A 19,729-nucleotide genomic window follows, 5' to 3' on the forward strand; every position below is an offset into this window, starting at 1 on the left:
CGAACCACGCACGAACGTATCAACCTACGGTCGGATGCCGGTCTCGCGTCGCGGGGGCCTGCGCCGGCTGTTCGATCGGCGTGAAGAAGCCGGTGGCCGAGGGCGTGAGCGCACCGAGGCGGTTCATCTTCTTCGGCACGGCCCAGCCGGCGTACGGCAGCTCGGTGCCGGGAGCCGCGAGCGGCTGGTGGACTTCCGTGAACCCGCCGTCCGGACCGCGCCGGATGATGCCGGTTTCCACGCCGTGCGCCAGCACCTGCCGGTCGTGCTGCTGGAGGCCCAGGCAGACGCGGCGGGTGATCCAGTACGCCGCGGGCGGCAGGAGCAGCAACCCGATCCGGCCGGCCCAGGTCATCACGTTGGTGCTGACATGGAGTTCGAGGGCGATGACGTCGGCGGCGCCGGCCGACGTCAACACGAGATAGAAGGCGACGGCCATGGCACCCAGCGCGGTGCGGGTCGGCGCGTCCCGCGGACGATCGAGCAGGTGGTGCTCCCGGTGGTCCCGACGCACGCGTGCCTCGATGAACGGGTAGACCGCGGGCAGTATGACGAGGAGGCCGGGCAGCACCACCGCCGCCCAGAAGATCGGCGCGATGGCGTACCCGTCGCCGAAGGGGAGCGTGACCTCCCAGGGCGGCATCAGCCGGACCGCGCCGTCGAGAAACATGACGTACCAGGCCGGCTGCGACGCCGCCGACACGGCCGCGGCTTGCGACGGCCCGAAGAGCCAAATGGGGTTGATCTGGAACAGGCCGCCGAGCAACGCGGTCACCGCGCAGACGAGCATGAACAGTCCGGCCTGCTTGATCGCGTATCGCGGGGCCAGGCGCTCACCCACGACGTTCGCGTTGGTGCGGCGCGGACCGGGCCACTGGCTCGGCTTCAGGCGCAACCGCAGCGCCACTTGGGCGGAGAGCAGCGCGACGAGCAGCGCGGGCAGCACCAGCGCGTGGAGGAAGTAGAGGCGGCCAATGATCACGTCGCCCGGAAACTCGCCGCCGAAGATCGACGATGTCAGCCAGGTGCCGACGACGGGTATCGACAGGGTGATGCCGGACAGGACCCGCAAGCCGGTGCCGGACAGGCCGTCGTCCAGGACCATGTATCCCGTGTAGCTGGTGGCAAGGCCGACCCAGAACACCGACAGGGCGATGATCCACTTCAACCGCCTCGGCCTGCGGAACGCGCCGGTGAAGAAGACCCGCAGCAGGTGCAGGACGATCGACGCCATGAACAGCATCGCCGCCCAGTGGTGTATCTGGCGCACGAGAAGACCACCACGCACCTCGAACGAGATGTCCAACGTCGAGGCGTAGGCCGCCGACATGTGCGTGCCCCGAAGCGGCGTGTACGACCCGTCGTACACGGTGTCGTCCATCGACGCTTCGAAGAAGACCGCGAGAAACGCACCGGTGACCAGCAGCACGAGGAACGAGTACAGCGCGATCTCGCCCAGCAGGAAGGACCAGTGGTCGGGAAAGACCTTGTTGAGAAGACCGCGCAACGGTGTGGCGGCCACGAGCCGGGTGTCCGACGCGCTACGGGCCCGGCGCCGAGTGGTAAGCCTGGACACATCCATCCCCTCCCGTCGAACACAAGACGAAGTGCGGACCGGGAATGTGACTGTGACGCTCACCATGACGGTGGTGACCGTGGGCGTGTACGGGGCGGCGCCGCTGGGTACATCGCGGGCGTGTCGACGGACGTCGCTGCCGAGAGGGCCCCGGCTCCTGCTCCCGCCCCCAGGCGCGGCGTGTGGGAGTCGCTTTCCTGGTCGCTGCGGTACGGTGCGGTGGCCTGCGGCTGCCTGCTGCTCATCGCCGCGGCGCTCTACCTGCTGATCCGCCTCGCGGTGCTGGTCGCGCCGCTGACCCTGGCGATCTTCGTGGCGTTGCTGTTGACCGCGCTGCTCCAGCCGGTGGCCGGCCTGGCCCGCCGCCGCCTGCGCGCCCCGGACACGGTCGCCGCGCTCGCGGCGATCCTGGTGCTGTTCGCCGTGCTGGTGGTCCCGGCGGTGCTGCTCTGGCCGACGACCGCGGAGCAGGCGGCCGATCTGCCTCAACAGATGGGGGCCGGCTGGGACCGCACGCGGGAGTGGATCGTCGGTGCGGGCCTGAGCGAGGAGCAGCTGCGCGGCCTCACCGAACAGATCCAGGAGCGGGCTCGCGCCGCCGGTAGCAGCGCGGCCTCCGCGGCCATCGGGGTCGTGGAGGCGCTGGGGGCCGCGCTGCTCGCCCTCGTCCTCGTCTTCTTCCTGCTCAAGGACGGCGGGCGGATGGCCGACTGGGCGCTGGCGCGGCTGCCCGAACGCGACCGTGACCGGGCGGCCGGCGCCGCCCGCGAAGGTTGGGGCGCGCTGGCCGGCTACGCGCGGGGCACGGTCGTGGTCGCCGCCATCGACGCGGTGGGTATCGGGATCGGACTGCTGATCCTCGGGGTACCGCTGGCCCTGCCGCTGGTGGTGCTCACGTTCGTCGCCGCGTTCCTGCCGGTCATCGGTGCCACGGTGGCCGGCGCGGTAGCCGTGCTCGTCGCGCTCGCGGCGAACGGCCCGGTCGACGCGCTGATCCTGCTCGCCGTCGTGATCGCGGTCCAGCAGATCGAGGGCAACGTGCTCCAGCCGCTGATCATGGGGCGCACGCTGCGGCTGCACCCGGCCGTGGTGCTCGTCGCGGTCACCGCCGGCGGGTTGACCGGCGGTGTCGCGGGCGCGTTCGTGGCGGTGCCGATCACCGCCGTCGCGTACCAGGTGTGGCGCTCGTTGCGCCGGAGCACCCCGTAGCCTCGCCGGCTCGCTACATGACGGCTCTGGCCACGATGGCCCGGACCTGACCCACGATCGCCGACCGCTGCTGCTCGAACGCGGGATCCGTGATGGCGGCGGGGTCGGCCGGCGAGCCGAGTGTCGGCGTGTGGACGTGCCCGCCGACCGGCGCGCCCGTGGTGCCGGCCAGCAGCAGCGTGTTGCGGTACGCCACCTCGTTCGACAGGTAGCCGCCGCCGCTGCCCTCCACCGCGATCGAACCGGGGGTCGGCCCGTCCGGCCGGAACTCCGGACCGGTGCCGCCGGCCGGGATCTCCCACACCGACGGGTTGATGTTGATCGGGAACGGGTTCGCGCCGACCGACTGCATCGCGGCCAGCGGCAGCGACGTGCGCAGGAACTCCGGTCCGGAGCCGACCCCGGGGAAGACCACCGGTGCGTTGAACGAGCCACCGCCCTGCACGTTGTTGTTGTCGCCGATGCTGTCGACCGAACGGCGGCGCCCGTTGAACACCTCGAGGTCGAACTGGCCACGCCCCTGGCTGACGGTGGTGATCGCGTCGGCCCGTTGCCCACCCGCGGCGACGTGCGGCCGGATGGCCTCCTCGACGATGCCGCGGTCGAAGTCGGCGTAGCGGACCGGGAACACGACCGTCTGCACCTGGATCCGCACGCCGTTCACGGTGAGCACCTGGCCGTCGAGGGTCAGCGCGGCGGCCCCGGACGGGTTGCCCCGGCGGATCTCGTCGTCCAGCAGGAACGGGTCGAAGCCGGTGACGAGCAGCCGGCGTCCGGCGCTGCCGTCGAACGTGCTGCTGGTGATGCCCCGCGACGCACGCTCCAGTGTCCGTTCCAGCGCCGCGCGCCGGGCGGCCGACAGCGAGTACGTGGGCACCCACCGGCGCAGGGCGCGGGTCATGCCCAGCCTGGCCCAGTACAGGGGCCGGTCGTCGTCCGCGGCGAGCTGGCCGCCGGGGGAGCCGGCCTGGGCCCGGTCGACGGCCGCCTCCCACAACTGCCCGGCGTGCGTGGTGACGACCTGCGTGGCCTGCGTGTAGCCGGTCGTCGCGCACAGCGCGGCCGCGAACGCGGTCACCCGCGCGTCGAAGCCGCTGCTGGCCAGGATCTGCCCAGGCACGGGCTGACTCTCCAAGCGCTGTTCTTCCACCGTGAGCGGTGCGGTGCCAGTGGTACACGCGGCCGCCGCCGGCTCCGCCGGCAGGACAAGCACGCCGGTCACCGCCACCAGCGCGGCGCACGCGGCCGTCTTCAGTCGGGTCACCCTCATCGCAGTTCCTCCCCAAAAACCCGCGCGGATTTCTCCCGAACCCGCGAAACAGCGTAGGGGCGTGCCCGCCGCGGCGCATGAGTAAGTGGCGAATCACATCGATCTGTGTGGTTGCGGTGGACGTCCGCATGCTGGCGGATGTTCCCGCCGCCTTGCGGGACGAGGCTTGGGCCATGTACGGAACATCCGAGCGGGCACTCTACGTGCTGGACCAGGCCGCAGAGGTGCTGGCCCGCGCCGACGTCACCTGGCGCTCGGCGATCAGGCAGGCCCTTGCGGGCGGAGTCCCGATCGAGCAGGTCGCCACGCGAGCCAACACCACCATCGACAACGTGCTCGCGATCGTGAACACGCCTCTCACCGCGAGATAGCCGCCGGTTCCCCCCAACCGGCGCGGCCCCGGACGGTGGACCTCACACTTCCCACCACCGTCCGGGGCCATCCCGCCGCGCCCAATTTGGGCGCCGAAACGAGACAACGCGGCGATACGCTCACTCCATGTCGCCCTTCGTGGGCAGGCAAGGCGAGATCGAGCAGGTGTCCACCCTGGCCCGGCGGGCCGCTGCGGGCCAGGGCCGGGCGGTGCTGATCGAGGGCGAGCCCGGGATCGGCAAGTCCACGCTGCTCGACGCCATCGGTGCCGAGTGCGCCCGCCTCGGGATGCGGCTGCTGCGCGGCGCCGCCGAAGACCTGGAGCAGCGACTCCCGTTCGCCGCCATCGGCACCTGCCTTGGTCTGCGCACCGGCGCCAAACCGGACGGACGGGACAAGATCGCCGTCCGTGTCGCCGGGCTGCTGCGTGGCGAGGACGCCCTCGGGCAGAGCGTGGCGGCGGCCAACCACGAGTTCGCGGCCACCGAGGCGATCCTGGAGCTGATCGACTACTGGTGCGCCGCCGGACCGGTCGCGCTGATCGTCGACGACGCACACTGGGCCGACCCGTCGAGCGTCATGGTGCTGCACCGCCTGGGCCAGGGCATCGGCCAGCAGGCCCTACTCATGATCGTCGCGTTGAGGTCGGCGCCGCGCCCCGATCCGGTCGCCGGGCTCGTCCGCGGCCTACAGTCGCGGGGCGCCGACGTGCTCCGGCTCGACCGGCTCCCCGAGGCCGCCGTCGCCACGCTGGTCCGCCAGATCTTGGCGGTGCCGGCCGGCCCTGGGCCCGGATCGGGGCCGGAGCGAGCCATCCAGCTCGGCCCCGCCCTGACCACGCTGGTGGCCCGCGCGGGCGGCAACCCGATGTACGTCACGGAGCTGGTCGACGCCCTGGACCGCGCCGCCGCGATCACGGTCGACCGTGGCGTGGCCGACGTGCCGGACCAGGAGCGTGCCGCGCTGCCCGCCACGCTGGTGGAGAGCGTCCTACGGCGGCTGGACTTCCTGCCCCGCACCGCCCGGGACACCCTGGAGATGGCCGCCGTGCTGGGCCCGACGATCGACGTCGCCGAGCTGGCCGCGGTGCTGGACGGCCCACTGGTGACCGTGTCCGAGGCGCTGGTCCAGGCCATGGAGGCCGGCCTGCTGGTCGACAACGGCCGGCAGTTCGTGTTCCGGCACGACCTGATCCGCGAAGCCCTGGCCGAGCACCTGCCGGCGGCCGTGCGCATCGCGCTCCGGCTGCGGGCCGGGCAGGTGTTGGCCGCGTCTGGCGCCCCGGTAGAACGCGTCGCCGAACACCTGCTCGCCGGGGCGGCGCTCGCTCCGGTCACCGTTGAGTGGCTGGTCAGTCAGGCGGACGCGTTGATCGTACGGGCGCCACGGCTCGCCGTGCCCCTGCTCGAAAAGGCTCTCGCCACTGTGGACAGTGACGCACCGGCGGCGGGTGCGCTACGCCTGCATCTGGTTCGCGCCCTGCTGTGGGACGGTGCGCCGGAGGAGGCGGAGAGGGCGGCGCGGGCCGCCATGCTCACCGACAGCGACCCGGCACTGTGCTGGCTGCTGCTGCAAGCATGCTATCGGCAGGGACGGCTGGACGAGGCGGTCGTGGTGGCCGAGGAGGCGCTGCGGCTGCCGGAGCTCTCGCCCGGACAGGCGGGGCGCTTCCACGGCATCGCGGCGTTCTGCCTGTTCTATCTGGAGCGGTTCGACGCCGCCGAGCTGCCCGCCCGGCTAGCGGTGGAGGAGGGCGCGGCCGACCGCGACGCGCAAGCGACCTGCCTCGGTCACCTGGGGCTGGCCGCGCTGCGGTTCGGCGAAGGCGACATGGAGGGCGCTCTCGCGCGGAGCGAGCAGGCCTTGGCGGCGCTCGGCAGCGGGATCCAACCTGACCTCCAGGCCGACCCGTACGCGATGCGCGGCCTGTGCCTACTGGAGCTGGATCGCTTCGCCGAGGCGGACGAGGCGCTGGCCACCGCCGTGCGCCACAACCAGGCGACCGGCGGCGTGTACCTGACGCTCGCCTACGCCTCGCGGGCCCGGCTGCGTTTCCTGGACGGCCGCTGGGACGACGCGCTTGCCGAGATCGAGGCGGGCCTGGACGTCCCCGACCCGCTCGACCAGGCCCGGGGGCTGCGCGCGCTGGCCGCACTCATCGCCATCCGGCGCGGCGCGTACGACCACGCGCCGCACGCGCTTCCCGAGCCGGAAGCGGGCGTGGGTGGGCGCAAGTACGGCTACCTCACCCGCTGGGCGCAGGCGCTTTTCGCAGAGTCCCGGGGCCAGCGCAACCGGGCGCTGGAGCTGCTCTATCCGGTCTGGGAGCGGGCGTGGGGGCTGGACCAGCGGCGGATCGTCTACCGCCTCTGCCCCGACCTGGCCCGGCTCGCCGCGGCCGCCGGCGACCGCAAGCGTGCCAGGGACGTCGCCGACACATGTGAGGCGCTCGCGGCCAAGCAACCGACGCGCAGCCTCGACGCCACCGCGCTGCTGTGCCGTGCGCTGGCCGACGAGGACGCCGACGGGTTGTTGCGCGCCGCCGAAACCTTCCACGAGGCTCGGTGGCCGCTCTACGAGGGGCAGGGGTACGAGAACGCCGCCGCCGCCCTCGCCCGCGACGGCCGGGAAACCGAGGCGAGGGAGGCGCTCGGAAAGGCCGTAGAGCTCTACGCCGCGCTCGAAGCGAGCTGGGATACCGCCCGCGCCGAGGCCCGCCTGCGCCGCGCCGGCATCCGGCGCGGACGGTACGGCCCGCGCAAGCGCCCGAAGCACGGCTGGGAGGCGTTGACCGACACCGAAAACAGGGTCGCCCTCATGGTGGCGGAGGGTCGGTCCAACCCGGACATCGCGGCCCAGATGTTTCTGTCCCGCCGGACCGTGCAGACGCACGTGTCGAGCATCCTCGCCAAACTCAACCTCAGCTCGCGCGTGGAGTTGGCGATCAGCATGTCCCGCCGAGAGACCTAGCGTCCTTCCGAACGGGGACTGGGGTCGCCGCAGCGCGTAGGCCGCTGCGAGGATGCTCGCGATGCCGTACCGATCCTCGAAACCGCCGTCATCGCAGGTGGCCGGAGTTCCGGTGCCGTGTCCAGGCTCGCCGCCGCGGGATGCCGAAGCGTTGTGGGTTGTCGACGAGTCGAACACGCTGTGTGCCTATGAGTGGCGAGATGAGCGGCGTCGGCCGCGTTCGAGGATCCGGATCAGCGTGGCGGTCTCGGCGTCGATGCCCTCGCCGAGTCGCGCCGCCGCGTGCACGGTCAGCCACGAGTCGACGTGCTGGGGTGGGGTCGGAGCGCAGGCGTCGTAGGCGCGGCGGTACGCCCGTGCGCAGATCGCGCGTCCGGCCGCGATGAGCGCGCGCGAGGCCAGTGGTGTGCCGGGCAGCGGGTTGGCCCGCCGCAGCAGCAGGAGGGTGCGGGCGTGGTCGGCGGCGGGTGCGCCGCGGGTCGCGTTCGGCCAGTCGATGACCGCGACCCGTTCGGCGGCGACGAGTACGTTGCCGGGGTGGAAGTCGCCGTGGCAGAGCCGCTCGCCGGCCGGCAGTCCATCGAGGACCCGCCGCGCGAAGCCGCGCAGGTCGGCGGGCATGGGCGCGTCGTCGATCCGGGCGGCGAGCGTCTGGCGCAGGTCAGGCAGGTCCGTCGGCGCCGGGCGGCCGTGGATGGCCAGGTGTGCCGTGGCCAGCGCCCGGGCCAGCCGTGCGACGCGCCACGGCTGCCGTCGCAGCAGGGTCAGCATGTCCGGCCCCGGGACGCGTTCCAGCACCAGGCCGGTACGGCCGTCGTGGTCCACGACGTCCATCAGCGCGGGGGCGAGGCCGTGACCGTCCAAACGCGACAGTGCCGACGCCTCCGCCCGGTGGCCGTGGTATCCGGGGCGGTAGAGCTTGACGACCGCGTCGTTGCCGTGCGCGTACACCTCGGCTTCGCGACCCTCGCCCAGTCTGCTTCCGAGCACGGGACACCTCACTTGCGGGCGTGGACGCGTTCGACGGTGCCGGCCTTGAGCCGCTCGGTCTCGACGATCTCGAAGCCGGCGGCCGTCACCAGCGGCAGTTGGCGGCGGGTGAAGTGTTCGCCCGCGGCGCGGATGGTGATCCTTTCCAGCAGCCATTGGGCGGCCCGGATCGGCGGCCAGCTGCTGCCGACGTGGTCGAGCAGCAGCAGCCGTCCGCCGGGCACCAGTACCCGCCTCATCTCGGCGATCGCCGCGGCGGGGCGGGGGATGGTGCACAGCGACAGGGCGCAGACCACCGTGTCGAAGCTGCCGTCGGCGAACGGCAGCGCCTCGGCGTCGCCGGTGCGCAGGTCGGCGGCGCGGCCGAGGTCGGCAGCGCGGCGCTGGGCGATGGCGAGCATCGCGGGGCTGAGCTCGATGCCGGTCAGCGGCGTGTCCGGTGGATAGTGCGGCAGGTTGAGCCCGGTGCCGATCGCGACCTCGAGGACGCGGCCTTGCGCCCGGGTGGCGAGCCACTGCCGGCCGCCGCCGAACCACACCCTCTCGAAGAACGCGATCTGCCTGTCGTAGCTGGGCGCGTTCTTCTCCCACGTGCGCAGGACCTTGACGGTTTGTTCGTTCGCGGTGGTCACGATGTCCTCCAGCCGGGTCATGTGGTGGGTTGCCCCGCCTCGACCGGCAGGTCGGCGAGGCGCCACTCGAGCATGCCGTCGCGCAACCGGACGGCCCGGTGACCGCGGCCGGTCAGCAGCCGCACCGCCTCGTGGGCGAGCACGCAGTACTCGCCGCGGCAGTAGACCACGACCTGCGCGTCCTCGGGCAGCTCGGTGATCCGCTCGGCCAGCTCACCGACCGGGATCGAGATCGCTCCGGGAATGTGGCCGGCCAGGAACTCCGGCACCGGCCGCACGTCGAGCACCACCACGTCTCCCGCGGCGATCCGGGCCCGCAGCTGCTCGCGGGTGACCTCGGCCTGGTCGCGGCCGCCGAGGTAGGCGTCCCGGGCGGCGGGCACGGCCGCCTGGTGGGTCTCGGCGACCTTGCGCAGCAGGGCGAACAGCCGCGCCACGTCGTCACCGGCCAGCCGGTAGAAGATCCGCACCCCGTCTCGGCGGGTGGTGACGAACCCGGCCTGTTTGAGCACTTGCAGATGCGCCGAGGCGGTCGTGAGGTTGAGGCCGGCCGCGGCCGCCAGCGCCTCGACCGGACGCTCGCCCTGGGCCAGCAGATCGAGCAGCTCAAGACGCTTTCCGCTGGCCAGCGCCTTGCCGCTGGCGGCGAACGCCTCGTACAGCGCGGTCTTCCGCGAACTCTCCGCCACAAATCCTCCATAGATCCATGGAGTATTGTAGTGGCTTATGGGCTTCGCTGACGACCACCTGGTACCGCTCGTCGACGAAGGGCTGGGCAACAGCGCCTACCTCGTTGACCTCGGCGACAACCGCGCCTTGGCGATCGACGCCAGCCGCGACCTGCGCACCCTGCACGCCGCCGCCCGGCGCAGGGGCGTGCGCGTCGCGTTCGCCGCCGACACCCACCTGCACGCCGACTTCCTGTCCGGCGCCGTCCAGCTCGGGCACGACACCGGCGCGACCGTGCTGGCGTCCGCCTCCGGCCGGCGCGGGTTCCCGCACACGGGCCTCGCGGACGGCGACGAGGTCGACCTGGGCGGGCTGACGCTCCGCGCCCTTCTGACCCCCGGTCACACCGACGAGCATCTGTCCTTCCTGCTCCTGGATGGCGGCCGGGTGCTGGGCGTGTTCACCGGCGGGTCGCTGATCGTCGGCTCGGCGGCCCGCACCGACCTGCTCGGCCCGGAGCGCACCGACGAGCTCGCCCGCGCGCAGTACCACTCGCTCAAACGGCTGGCCACCCTGCCCGACGAGGTGGCGGTGTGGCCGACCCACGGGGCCGGCTCGTTCTGCTCCGCGCCGAGCGGGGCCGACCGCACGAGCACCATCGGCGCCGAGCGGGGGAGCAATCCGCTGCTGGCCGCGCCGGACGAAGACGCCTTCGTGCGACACCTGCTGGCCGGGCTCGGCTCCTATCCGGACTACTTCGACCGTCTCGCCGAGGTCAACCGCCGCGGCCCGGCGGTGGTCGCGGGTACGCCGCCGCTGCCCGCCCTCACTCCCGCCGACATCAGGGCGCTCCCGCGCGCGGGTGGGTACGTCGTCGACGTCCGTCCCGCCGCCCACTTCGCCGGCGGGCACATCCCCGACGCGATCTCGATCCCCCTGCGCGACACGTTCGCCACCTGGTTGGGCTGGCTGCTGCCCGACACCGCGCCGATCGCCTTCGTCGCCCACCCGGACCAGGACCTGGACGACGTCGTCTGGCAGGCGTACAAGATCGGTTACGAGCGCCTCGCCGGGCACCTGGCCGGCGGCATGCCCGCCTGGCTCGCCGGCGGCGGCCCGCAGCGCACCACCCGCTTCCTCCCCGCCGACAAGGCTGGAAACGGTCCGTACCTGGACGTGCGGCAGCAGACCGAGTACACGGCCGGCCACGTCCAGTCAGCCGTCCACATCGAACTCGGCGACGTGGCCGAGCGTGCCGCCGACGCCCCCGCCGGTGCGATCGTCGCTTGTGGACACGGCGAGCGCGCCATGACCGCCGCCAGCCTGCTCGAACGGGCCGGGCGCACCGACCTCACCGTCCTGGCCGGCGGACCCGCCGACTACGCCGCCGTCCACGACCTATCCATCACGGACTCGTGAACAACGCCGCCGTCCGGCGGCCGGTCCGTCTCGGCCTGCGCGCGAACTGGCCGCAGTTCACGCTGCTCGTCATCGTCAACGTCTGCGTCGGCGCGCTGGTCGGCCTGGAACGCACCACCGTCCCCCTCATCGGCACCGACGTCTTCGGCCTGACCAGCGACCTGGCCGTGTTCTCGTTCATCATCGCGTTCGGCCTCACCAAAGCGATCGCCAACCTCGCCGCTGGCGCACTCACCGCACGCTTCCGCCGCAAGCACCTGCTCGTCGCCGGCTGGCTCGTCGGCCTCCCCGTCCCGTTCGCCCTGGCCTGGGCGCCGTCCTGGGGATGGATCGTCGCCGCGAACGTCCTACTCGGACTCAACCAGGGCCTGACCTGGTCGATGACCGTCAACATGAAAATCGACCTCGTCGGACCCGCTCGCCGCGGCCTGGCCACCGGCCTCAACGAGGCCGCCGGATACACCGCCGTCGGCGCCACCGCCCTGCTGACCGGCTACCTCGCGGCCACCTACGGCCTGCGTCCCGCGCCGGAGCTCATCGGCGTCGTCTTCGCCGCCGCCGGCCTGGCCCTGTCCCTTGTCGTCCGGGACACCGCCGCACACGTCGCCCTCGAACTCGCACACCACCCCGCCGGTGGACAGAGCGACGGGCTGGCCGCGACGTTCGCCCGCACCTCCTGGCACGACCGGTCGCTGCGCGGCGCCAGCCAGGCCGGGCTCGTCAACAATCTCAACGACGGCCTCACCTGGGGCGTGTTTCCGCTGCTGTTCACCGACCACGGCCTCGGGCTGGCCGCGGTCGGCCTGGTCAAAGGGCTCTACCCCATCCTCTGGGGAATCGGCCAGATCCCCACCGGCCACCTCGCCGACCGGCTCGGCCGTAAACCCCTCATCGTCACCGGCATGCTCGTGCAGGCCGCCGGCTTCGCCCTGGCCCTCGCGCTGCTCGACCGGCCACTGCTGGCCGGCGTCCTGTCCGCCGCCGCGCTCGGCCTCGGCACCGCCATGGTCTACCCCGCCCTCATCGCCGCCGTCTCCGACCACGCCCACCCCGCGTGGCGTGCCAACGCCCTCGGCACCTACCGCTTCTGGCGCGACGTCGGCTACGCCGCCGGTGCCCTCGTCGCCGGCATCCTGGCCGACGCCTTCGGCCTGGAGGCCACCGTGGTCGCGGCGGCCGCCGTCACCGCCGCCTCGGGACTCCTCGCCGCCCGCTGGATCACGGAACACCAAGACCGCTGACCGGTTGGTTGATGCCCGCGACCGGCACGCCACCACCAGCGGGTACTCAGGGCTTGCGGACGATGCCGCACCATTGGTCGACTTCGAGGGGCAGGCTGCCGTCGTCGCGCGGCTCGGGGCGCCACCGTGAGCAGGAGACCCAGCCCGGCTCGACGAGCTCCAAGCCAGTGAAGAACTCGGCGATGCGTTCGGGCGTTCGCAGCTTCAGCTTTGGCTGGGCGTCGATGTTCCACACCCGGACGGCCTCGGCGGTGGCGTCGCCGTTGACGGCGGTGGTGGTGTTTGCCACGGCTATGTGGCTGCCGGACGGCACGGCGGCCAGCAACCGGTCGATGATCTGCTGCAACTCGTCGTCGTCGCTGATGAAGTGCATGACGCCCAGTAACATGATGGCTACCGGCTGAGAGAAGTCCAGCGTGACGGCCGCCCGGCGCAAGATGGTGTCCGGGTCGTGCAGGTCGGCGTCGATGTAGTCGGTGGCGCCCTGTGGCGAGCTGGTCAGCAGGGCGCGCGCGTGCACCAGCACCAGCGGATCGTTGTCGACGTAGACGATCCGCGCTTCGGGGGCGATCCGCTGCGCGACCTCGTGGGTATTGTCCTGTGTGGGCAGTCCGGTGCCGATGTCGAGAAACTGGTGGATCCCCATCTCGCCGGCCAGGTAGCGAACGGCCCGCCCCAGGAAAAGCCGGTCGGCCCGCGCCAGCTCGATCACCACGGGAAAGATCTCCCGAACCCGGTCACCGACCTCCCGGTCGGCCGCGTAGTTGTCCTTACCGCCGAGCCAGTAATTCCAGATCCGTGCCGTGTGCGGCACGTGGGGCCGGATCTTCTCGTTGACGGCGGAGTCGTCAGCCATCATCAGCCTTTCCAGTATGCCTTTGGGGAGCCGCTACGTGCCGGGGCATCAGTCTAGCCCCGAGGATTGCGTGCGTCCGTGTACCGGGCGTTCACCAGACCTGCATCGGTGAAGCATGCGTTTTTCGTGAAGCCCGCCGCCGATGATGTGACGAACAGTATCGCCCCCATATCCTCGGACTGCGAAGGACCAGCCATGCCATCCGGTACCACCGCAACAGAAGACGACCGAAAGCTCCGTAGGCGACCGCGCCGTAACTGGCTCCGGACGGCCATCAGCCTCGGCCTCACCGTGGTAGTCGCCGCCGCCGGCATGCTGGTGCTGCCGGCTACCAAGGCCATGGCCGTGGCCGGCCTCCAGTACATCGACGTGATCAGCGAGGCCAACTCGGAGACCAACCGAAGCCTGAAGGTGCTCTGTCCGGGCGATACGCGCGGGCTGGGGGGAGCGCTGACCATCCTGGACAGCAAGCCGGCCAAGCTCCAAGGGATCGAGCCGCAGTCGGACGGCGTCGTCTTCTACGCCAGCGAGGTGCCCGGCGGGACGGCCGAGGCCTGGTCCTTCGCCGCGCGGGCGACCTGCGCGCCGGCCTCCTCGCTGCCCGGCCTGGAGTACAGGCCCAACCCGACGACATGCGAGTCGGTCAGGGGCGAGCCAGACAAATGCATCGCGACCGCGAGCTGCCGCGCCGGCAAGCAGGTCATCGGCATGGGCGGCCACCTCTCGGGCTTCCAGACCTCCCTGGCCCCGGAGATCTTCCTAACCGCCACCGACGCGGACAACCCGGGGTTCGTGATCGCCAACAGTGAAACCGTCGGCAGTTTCAACGGCAGCTACCAGCTGACCGCGACACCGGTGTGCGTCACATCGGTGCCCGGCCGGCAGATCGTCAAAACGGGACCGTCGATCATCCAGGAGCAGCCGTCATTCGTTACCAAAACCGCCACGTGCCCAGGCACCACGTTGCCGCACGCGGCCGGGTTCAGCATGGAGTTCGTGGTGGACGAAGACCTGAACTACGTCTTCATCTACCAGACCACGATGCAAGCCCCCCGGGACGCCACCGTTACCGCCGTGCAGAACGTCAACGGCGTCGAATGGGCACTCGACGCGTCCGTCATCTGCGCATAGGCAATTGGGCAACACTGGCGGACGCCGGCTGATCGCCGGCGTCCGCCATGCCGTCTGCCGGCATCACGCCATCGTTTGGGAAACGCGGTGCGGTGCTGGTGAACGAACTGATGCAACTCTTGTGAATGCCATGGAGCAGCATCAGTTCGACCGTATCAACCCACGATGGGGAGGACTGATGACATGGTGAACAGGAGAAGGCTGTTCATCCTGCCGGTGGCGCTGACGACCGCGCTCGCGCTCACCGCGACGCAGGCGCCGGCGAACGCCGTTGGCTCGTCGGCGGCACCGTCCACAGTGGCGTTCACCGAGCGGCTTGCCGTATCGGCGGATCAGGTCGCCGCCGACGTAACGACGCTCGTGGCGAAGCGCAAGAGCCTGGAGTCGCGGATCGAGCGGGACACCTCGCCCACGGCCTCGCGGCTCGTCGCGCGGGTCAAGCAGGACGTGATAGACGGACGCATATCCGTGCATCTCCCGTCCGGTGCCGGCATCGCCGGCGGCGACATGGTCGTGTGGCGGGACACGGCCGGCGCACGCGCCGTCTACCTGCCGTACAGCGGCACCGCCGTGCGGCCCAGCGGGCTGACCGTGGTGTACGACGCCAAGGGCAACCGGACGGCCGTCTCCGAGCAGGTCTACCAGACGCTTGGCGCGGAGTCGGCCACGGCAGCGATGTGGGTCAACGGTGTGCTGAAGAGGAACGTCCTGGTGGACGCCTCAGGCGCGGTCGCCGCCGCGGCCAAGGCCCCGACCACCACCGACGCCCACACGCTCCAGTCCACTTTCATCCAGCGGCTCAACGACTGCCTGGCGCGGCAGGGAGTGCCGAACTTCATCATCGCCGCCATTGCGGCCCTCTGCACAGCTGTCTGCGTGGGAACGATCGGCACGGCTTGCCTGGCCTGCATCGCCGCCCTCGGCGGCAGCCTCGGCGTCGTCCTCGACTTCTGCATCCAGGAAGCGGCTTCTTAGCACAGCCATCCACATCGGACGGAAATCGAACGAGAGGAAGTCTTGATGCGTACTCGCCTATCCCGCGTCCTGCTCGCCGCCACCGCGGCCGCCGCGATCACAGCGGCCGGTGTCGCGGTCGCCACCCCGGCCAGTGCGGCGGCCGACGCCGCCGCGCCGGCCGCGGCCACCGCCGAGGCGGCGCAGAGCTGGATCTTCTGGGCCCGTTACTACGACATGGACCAGTGCGTCGACGTCGGCGACCAGGGCCTGCGGCTGGGACTGTGGAGCATGGCCAGCTGCCAGGTCAACGACGTCTTCGACTCCGTGGATCTGTGGGTCCTGGTCTGAAGAAAGGTCGCGTGAGATGAAGGCTTCACGACTGGCGGTCGCCGGCGTGCTCGCCGCGGGCGCCATCCTGGCCGCCGCCGCTCCGGCCGCCGCTCGACCGGCCGCTCCGGCCGCGACTCTGCCGGGCTGCTCGATCCACCGGATCCAGACAGGTCCCTTCACCGAAGGCGCGGAGCTGCGGTGCCCCATCTCCAGGAGCTGGAAGGTGCGGGTGGTCATCCAGTGCCATGAGCTGCTGTCCGGTGCGGACTACACGACGTACGGGCCGTGGGTCACCATCCCTGGAGTCTCGTCGGCCTCGTGTACGCCCGGACGGTTTCTGACCGACTACCACGGAGAGGCCATCGCCTGAGGGCCAGCCAGAAAGGCCTGGGTTCAGATCGAACCCAGGCCTTTTGGACCCGCTACGCTCAGAACCTCTTGTAGAGGAACAGTTCGTACCTGAGCGGGTTGTAGTCCTCTTCGCAGTAGTAGGCGGCGTAGATCGGTGATCCGGGGTAGGCCAACGTCGCGCCGGTAAGGATGCAGCTTGTGGCGTCGGGATACCAGGACCAGTAGATCCAACCCTCGGCGAGGGCGCTCTTCGACGCCGCGGCGCCGGGTGCGCCGGCGCTGGCCGTGCCCGGCGAAGCCAACCCCATTAGTGGTACCGCCAGAAGCGTGGCGGCCAAAAGACGAGCCAAGCGGCTACGCATGATCGCTCCTTTCGAAGGTTAGAACAGCTGGAACCTGCTCCGCTCAAGGAGGGCGCCGGGCGGGCAGACCGCGCTGGAAACGCCACCGACGCCGACCCACGGACCGAAGATCGTCGTGCGGACCGGATCGATGGCTGGACCGGATACGCAGTCGATGACGATGCGCACGAACCCGGTGCCGGACGCGCACGAGACCCGGGCTCCCCTCGGCGGTTCGCCGAATGTCTGCATGGTGCAATTGCCCGGCGCGGCCTGTGCGGCGGTGGCGCCGCCCGTCAAACCGGCCGCGACGAGGGCGGTGCCCAGCAGCAGCCGAGCGAAAACCTTCATCCTGCCTCCACCTTGACTCATGGCCCGGAGACGACTCGGGCCCGCGATACTGTCCAGGACAGCATCGCGGGCCACATTCATCGAAACGGCATCGCCTCGGCATGCCGCATGACCGTTAGACGGCCGTGCGTGACCACTGCTGGTTGGTGCCGGTGTTGCAGGGATACTGCTTGAGGATCGCGCCGTCCGCGGTCGACGCGGCCGGTACGTCCACGCATTTGCCGCTGTGTCGTGCCCGGAGCTGGAAGTAGCTGCCGTTGGCGACCATCTGGAACTGCTGGTTGTTGCCGGTGCCGCAGGTGTACTGGACGAGTTCGGCGCCGTCGGCGGTCGAAGCGCTCACCACATCGAGGCACTTTCCGCTGTGCCGGCTGATGATGCGCCAGTAGCCGCTGCCGGCGTCCTGGAACTGCCACTGCTGCCACGCGCTGCCGCCGTACGTGTACTGGCCGACGCGCGCACCGTTGTCGGTGTTCGGCTGTTGGACGTCCATGGCCTTGCCGCTGTGGCGCACGTCGACCCGGTAGAAGGTTCCCGCCGGTGGCGGAGGTGTCGTGGGGTCGCTGCCGATGGTGTCGCCCCAGGCATACCGGATCCGGTCGGCGCCGGAGGTGTTGCGGATGGTCAGGTTGAGGTTGGTGCCGCTGCCGCTGAGGGCGAACATCGAGTACCAGTCGTACCCGATGGTGCCGGGCTTGCCGCCGAGGGCGGGCCAGTAGGTGCCGCCCATTTGGTTGTCCCGCATGACCTGGGCCATGGCGCGGATGTGGCGCACGAAGTTGTCGGTGCTGTTCGGGTCGGCGTAGTTGAGGCCGTTGTTCATCGGCGCGCCGAACTCGGTCGCGACCGCGCGGGAGGCGCAGTTTCCGAGGCGGGTCTGGATGTGGCTGCGGAAGGCGTCGTACGTCATCGCCCCGTAGAAGAAGGCGTAGTGGTGGAAGGACAGCAGCGTCGAGTTGAAGCGACTGTCGTTGCAGACGTCCCGCAGGTCCTGGCTGTAGCCGGTGCCGCCGATGAGCACCCGGCCGGGCACGGCCGAGTAGTGGTAGCTGAGCCAGTTGGCCGCGACGTTGCGCCACTCCGTCGAGCTGTAGCCGTGCGGCTCGTTCATCGGCTCGAAGTAGACGTTGGTGTTCGAGCCGTACGTGTTGGTCACGTTGGACCACATCGCGTTCCACGCGGCGAGGTTCGTGATCCTGCCGCCGGAGGCGGCGCCGTCCTCCCAATAGGCTAAGATGACCTTGAATCCGCGCGCGGTGGCCGCGTCGATGGCGCCGCGGTAGGCGTTCCACCATGCCGTCCCCACCGTGTGGGTGTTGATCGGCAATCGGACGGTATTGACGCCCATGATAGTCATGTCGTCATATAGGGCATTGGCCTTGGCCTGCACCGTCGCATTGCTGTCGGACGAGCTCAGCCCATGCAGCACGAGCGGTCCGGTGCTGAAGTTGTCTCCCAGTACCGCCCAGTTCATGCCGCGGAACTGGCGGGTGGCGGCAGTGGCCGGCGACGAGATGACGACGACGCTGCCCAGCGCCGCCAGCGCGGTCACCAAGGCGATCGACAACCGCTGCAACCACCGAGTGCTCCGCGATGGTCCTGATACCTGACCATCGGACGACGCTATTTGTCTCATGTATTACATCGGTAACGCAAACAACAACTGGACGCCACAATTCGAACCGACACGTTCAGGAACATTCAAGGTCGAACATGGGTCCGGCCTGCGCCGGCTTCGCCCCGGCGGCCAGAGTGAAGTCGAAGTGAATGCGGTTGGCCTTGACCGTGTACCACCCGTCGGTCATGGTCGTGCGGTGCGCCCGCGTTCCGCCTCCGGATCCGGCCCGCTGCACTACCCCGGCTTCCGTTGGCTCACCCTCGGGCAGGCGGTAAACCTGTTGGGCAACGGGATCGCGCCCATCGCGTTGGCGTTCGCCGTACTGGATATCACGGGCTCGCTGGTCGCGCTCGGGCTGGTCGTGGGCGCGGCCTCGGTGGCCAACGTGGCATTTCTGCTCCTCGGCGGGCTCCTGGCGGACAGGTTGCGGCGCGACCTCGTCCTCACCGGCTCGGCACTGCTCGGCATGGCGAGCCAGGCGGTGGCGGCGATCCTGGTGCTGGGCGGGGACGCCTCGGTACCCGTGCTCGCGTTCCTGTCCGCGTGCGGCGGGGCCTTCGCCGCGTTCGCCCGGCCCGCCTTTCTGGCCCTGGCACCGCAGACCGTGCCGGCCGCGCTGCGGCGCCGGGCGAACTCGATAAGCGGCATCAACACGAACACGGCGATGGTCGTCGGTGCCTCCGTGGGCGGCCTGCTCGTGGCCGCTGTCGGACCGGGGTGGGGATTGGCCGTGGATGCCGCGACCTTCGGCCTGGCGGCCTTGTGCTTCCGGTCCGTCCGGTGGGAGGGCACCGCGACCCGGGCGGCGACACCGCTCCTGGTGGACCTGCGCGAAGGGTGGTCGGAGTTCGCCCGGCGGTCCTGGATCTGGATGACCGTCGTCTGCTTCTGTTTCGTCAACGCGGCGTACTCCGGTGCGACAAGGGTGCTGGGGCCCGCACAGGCGGACCAGACGTTCGGCCGCGCGGCGTGGGGTCTCGTCCTCGCCGCGTACACCGTCGGCCTCGTGCTCGGTGGGCTTGTCGCGCTGTGGCTGCGGCCGCGACGACCGCTCCTGATCGGGGTGGTGTGCGTCCTGCCGATGGCGCTGCCGCCGCTGGCCCTCGCCGCGCGGCCGGCGGTGCAGCTCATGCTGGCGGCCATGCTCCTCAGTGGACTCGGGGTGGCGCAGTTCAGCGTCGCCTGGGCCACGTCGCTGCAACAGGAGGTCCCGGCCGAGGTCCTCGGCCGGGTTTACTCCTACGACCTGTTGGGCTCGTACGTCGCCATCCCCGCCGGCCAACTCGCGATCGGGCCGGTCGCGGACCGGATCGGTCGCGGGGAGACGCTGGCGATGTGTGGCCTCGTCATCGTCGCCGGCGTCGGCGGCATGTTGTCGACCCGCGGCGTCCGGCGGCTGCGGACCCGGCCGCAGGATCACAAGTCCCTAGTAGAGGCGGTTTGACC

At 70.8% G+C, this 19,729-nt stretch carries 19 protein-coding genes; 10 read left to right on the plus strand and 9 right to left on the minus strand.

What is annotated here, in order from left to right; genetic code table 11:
- Positions 1 to 19 precede the first annotated feature (19 nt).
- Positions 20 to 1,582: a cytochrome bc1 complex cytochrome b subunit gene (gene qcrB / locus ACTMTJ_RS20550; protein WP_441218908.1), complete on the minus strand. Its 1,563-nt coding sequence runs from the start codon at positions 1,580 to 1,582 to the stop codon at positions 20 to 22.
- Positions 1,583 to 1,756: 174 nt separating this feature from the next.
- On the opposite strand from qcrB, the gene ACTMTJ_RS20555 reads away from it, so the two are divergent.
- Positions 1,757 to 2,785 carry an AI-2E family transporter gene (locus tag ACTMTJ_RS20555; RefSeq protein ID WP_441218910.1) on the plus strand — a complete coding sequence of 343 codons (1,029 nt, stop codon included), beginning with the start codon at positions 1,757 to 1,759 and terminating at the stop codon, positions 2,783 to 2,785.
- 13 nt (positions 2,786 to 2,798) lie between these two features.
- Here the strand turns inward: ACTMTJ_RS20555 and ACTMTJ_RS20560 are convergent, their stop codons facing one another.
- Complete coding sequence (locus tag ACTMTJ_RS20560; RefSeq protein WP_441218912.1) at positions 2,799 to 4,055, minus strand: hypothetical protein; 1,257 nt, start codon at positions 4,053 to 4,055, stop codon at positions 2,799 to 2,801.
- Between the two features lie 116 nt (positions 4,056 to 4,171).
- Between ACTMTJ_RS20560 and ACTMTJ_RS20565 the strand changes: the two genes are divergently transcribed.
- Together ACTMTJ_RS20565 and ACTMTJ_RS20570 are read left to right on the plus strand one after the other, a co-directional pair.
- Positions 4,172 to 4,426: a hypothetical protein gene (locus tag ACTMTJ_RS20565; protein WP_441218914.1), complete on the plus strand. Its 255-nt coding sequence runs from the start codon at positions 4,172 to 4,174 to the stop codon at positions 4,424 to 4,426.
- Between the two features lie 127 nt (positions 4,427 to 4,553).
- Entirely contained in the window at positions 4,554 to 7,397 is a 2,844-nt protein-coding gene (locus tag ACTMTJ_RS20570) for an AAA family ATPase (protein WP_441218916.1), read from the plus strand.
- Positions 7,398 to 7,583: 186 nt separating this feature from the next.
- Here the strand turns inward: ACTMTJ_RS20570 and ACTMTJ_RS20575 are convergent, their stop codons facing one another.
- The 3 genes from ACTMTJ_RS20575 to ACTMTJ_RS20585 are packed head-to-tail and all read right to left on the minus strand — an operon-like array spanning position 7,584 to position 9,708.
- On the minus strand, positions 7,584 to 8,387 hold the full coding sequence (locus ACTMTJ_RS20575; RefSeq protein ID WP_441218918.1) for a phosphotransferase family protein: 804 nt from the start codon (positions 8,385 to 8,387) through the stop codon (positions 7,584 to 7,586).
- Between the two features lie 8 nt (positions 8,388 to 8,395).
- On the minus strand, positions 8,396 to 9,040 hold the full coding sequence (locus ACTMTJ_RS20580; protein WP_441218920.1) for a class I SAM-dependent methyltransferase: 645 nt from the start codon (positions 9,038 to 9,040) through the stop codon (positions 8,396 to 8,398).
- Complete coding sequence (locus ACTMTJ_RS20585; protein ID WP_441218922.1) at positions 9,037 to 9,708, minus strand: ArsR/SmtB family transcription factor; 672 nt, start codon at positions 9,706 to 9,708, stop codon at positions 9,037 to 9,039. The genes ACTMTJ_RS20580 and ACTMTJ_RS20585 overlap by 4 nt, the downstream gene beginning before the upstream one ends.
- Positions 9,709 to 9,745: 37 nt before the next feature.
- Here ACTMTJ_RS20585 and ACTMTJ_RS20590 point away from each other — a divergent pair, with 37 nt between their 5' ends.
- Positions 9,746 to 11,107, plus strand: coding sequence for an MBL fold metallo-hydrolase (locus ACTMTJ_RS20590; RefSeq protein WP_441218924.1), 1,362 nt, complete (start codon positions 9,746 to 9,748; stop codon positions 11,105 to 11,107).
- Positions 11,104 to 12,348 (plus strand): MFS transporter, encoded by a 1,245-nt coding sequence (locus ACTMTJ_RS20595; RefSeq protein ID WP_441218926.1) that lies wholly within the window; start codon positions 11,104 to 11,106, stop codon positions 12,346 to 12,348. Before ACTMTJ_RS20590 ends, ACTMTJ_RS20595 begins: the two co-directional genes overlap by 4 nt.
- A 46-nt stretch (positions 12,349 to 12,394) precedes the next feature.
- Here ACTMTJ_RS20595 and ACTMTJ_RS20600 read toward each other — a convergent pair whose 3' ends face one another.
- Positions 12,395 to 13,204: an SAM-dependent methyltransferase gene (locus ACTMTJ_RS20600; protein WP_441218928.1), complete on the minus strand. Its 810-nt coding sequence runs from the start codon at positions 13,202 to 13,204 to the stop codon at positions 12,395 to 12,397.
- A 78-nt stretch (positions 13,205 to 13,282) separates the two neighbouring features.
- Here ACTMTJ_RS20600 and ACTMTJ_RS20605 point away from each other — a divergent pair, with 78 nt between their 5' ends.
- From ACTMTJ_RS20605 to ACTMTJ_RS20620, 4 genes are all read left to right on the plus strand, one after another.
- Positions 13,283 to 14,335: a hypothetical protein gene (locus ACTMTJ_RS20605; protein WP_441218930.1), complete on the plus strand. Its 1,053-nt coding sequence runs from the start codon at positions 13,283 to 13,285 to the stop codon at positions 14,333 to 14,335.
- Between the two features lie 165 nt (positions 14,336 to 14,500).
- Positions 14,501 to 15,310, plus strand: a complete 810-nt coding sequence (locus ACTMTJ_RS20610; protein ID WP_441218932.1) for a hypothetical protein — start codon at positions 14,501 to 14,503, stop codon at positions 15,308 to 15,310.
- A gap of 45 nt (positions 15,311 to 15,355) precedes the next feature.
- The gene (locus ACTMTJ_RS20615; RefSeq protein ID WP_441218934.1) at positions 15,356 to 15,640 is read left to right on the plus strand and encodes a hypothetical protein; all 285 of its coding nucleotides are present in this window, start codon (positions 15,356 to 15,358) and stop codon (positions 15,638 to 15,640) included.
- A gap of 16 nt (positions 15,641 to 15,656) precedes the next feature.
- Entirely contained in the window at positions 15,657 to 15,992 is a 336-nt protein-coding gene (locus ACTMTJ_RS20620) for a hypothetical protein (RefSeq protein WP_441218936.1), read from the plus strand.
- Positions 15,993 to 16,050: 58 nt separating this feature from the next.
- On the opposite strand, the gene ACTMTJ_RS20625 is transcribed toward ACTMTJ_RS20620, so the two are convergent.
- The 3 genes from ACTMTJ_RS20625 to ACTMTJ_RS20635 form a co-directional block, all read right to left on the minus strand.
- A complete protein-coding gene (locus ACTMTJ_RS20625) occupies positions 16,051 to 16,335 on the minus strand; it encodes a hypothetical protein (RefSeq protein ID WP_441218937.1) in 285 nt (94 codons plus the stop codon).
- A gap of 18 nt (positions 16,336 to 16,353) precedes the next feature.
- Complete coding sequence (locus ACTMTJ_RS20630) at positions 16,354 to 16,665, minus strand: hypothetical protein (protein WP_441218938.1); 312 nt, start codon at positions 16,663 to 16,665, stop codon at positions 16,354 to 16,356.
- A 115-nt stretch (positions 16,666 to 16,780) separates the two neighbouring features.
- Positions 16,781 to 18,232: an RICIN domain-containing protein gene (locus ACTMTJ_RS20635; protein ID WP_441218940.1), complete on the minus strand. Its 1,452-nt coding sequence runs from the start codon at positions 18,230 to 18,232 to the stop codon at positions 16,781 to 16,783.
- Between the two features lie 247 nt (positions 18,233 to 18,479).
- Between ACTMTJ_RS20635 and ACTMTJ_RS20640 the strand changes: the two genes are divergently transcribed.
- On the plus strand, positions 18,480 to 19,727 hold the full coding sequence (locus ACTMTJ_RS20640; RefSeq protein WP_441218942.1) for an MFS transporter: 1,248 nt from the start codon (positions 18,480 to 18,482) through the stop codon (positions 19,725 to 19,727).
- Positions 19,728 to 19,729: the final 2 nt, after the last annotated feature.

The organism is Phytohabitans sp. LJ34 (assembly GCF_052068095.1).
Classification (GTDB): Bacteria; Actinomycetota; Actinomycetes; order Mycobacteriales; family Micromonosporaceae; genus Phytohabitans.

Bases quoted from the DNA above. Each gene is read 5' to 3' on its own strand.
- qcrB (WP_441218908.1), bottom strand. From the start codon at position 1,582: ATGGATGTGTCCAGGCTTACCACTCGGCGCCGGGCCCGTAGCGCGTCG.
- ACTMTJ_RS20560 (WP_441218912.1), bottom strand. From the start codon at position 4,055: ATGAGGGTGACCCGACTGAAGACGGCCGCGTGCGCCGCGCTGGTGGCG.
- ACTMTJ_RS20570 (WP_441218916.1), top strand. From the start codon at position 4,554: ATGTCGCCCTTCGTGGGCAGGCAAGGCGAGATCGAGCAGGTGTCCACC.
- ACTMTJ_RS20580 (WP_441218920.1), bottom strand. From the start codon at position 9,040: ATGACCCGGCTGGAGGACATCGTGACCACCGCGAACGAACAAACCGTC.
- ACTMTJ_RS20590 (WP_441218924.1), top strand. From the start codon at position 9,746: ATGGGCTTCGCTGACGACCACCTGGTACCGCTCGTCGACGAAGGGCTG.
- ACTMTJ_RS20600 (WP_441218928.1), bottom strand. From the start codon at position 13,204: ATGGCTGACGACTCCGCCGTCAACGAGAAGATCCGGCCCCACGTGCCG.
- ACTMTJ_RS20610 (WP_441218932.1), top strand. From the start codon at position 14,501: ATGGGGAGGACTGATGACATGGTGAACAGGAGAAGGCTGTTCATCCTG.
- ACTMTJ_RS20615 (WP_441218934.1), top strand. From the start codon at position 15,356: ATGCGTACTCGCCTATCCCGCGTCCTGCTCGCCGCCACCGCGGCCGCC.
- ACTMTJ_RS20620 (WP_441218936.1), top strand. From the start codon at position 15,657: ATGAAGGCTTCACGACTGGCGGTCGCCGGCGTGCTCGCCGCGGGCGCC.
- ACTMTJ_RS20625 (WP_441218937.1), bottom strand. From the start codon at position 16,335: ATGCGTAGCCGCTTGGCTCGTCTTTTGGCCGCCACGCTTCTGGCGGTA.
- ACTMTJ_RS20630 (WP_441218938.1), bottom strand. From the start codon at position 16,665: ATGAAGGTTTTCGCTCGGCTGCTGCTGGGCACCGCCCTCGTCGCGGCC.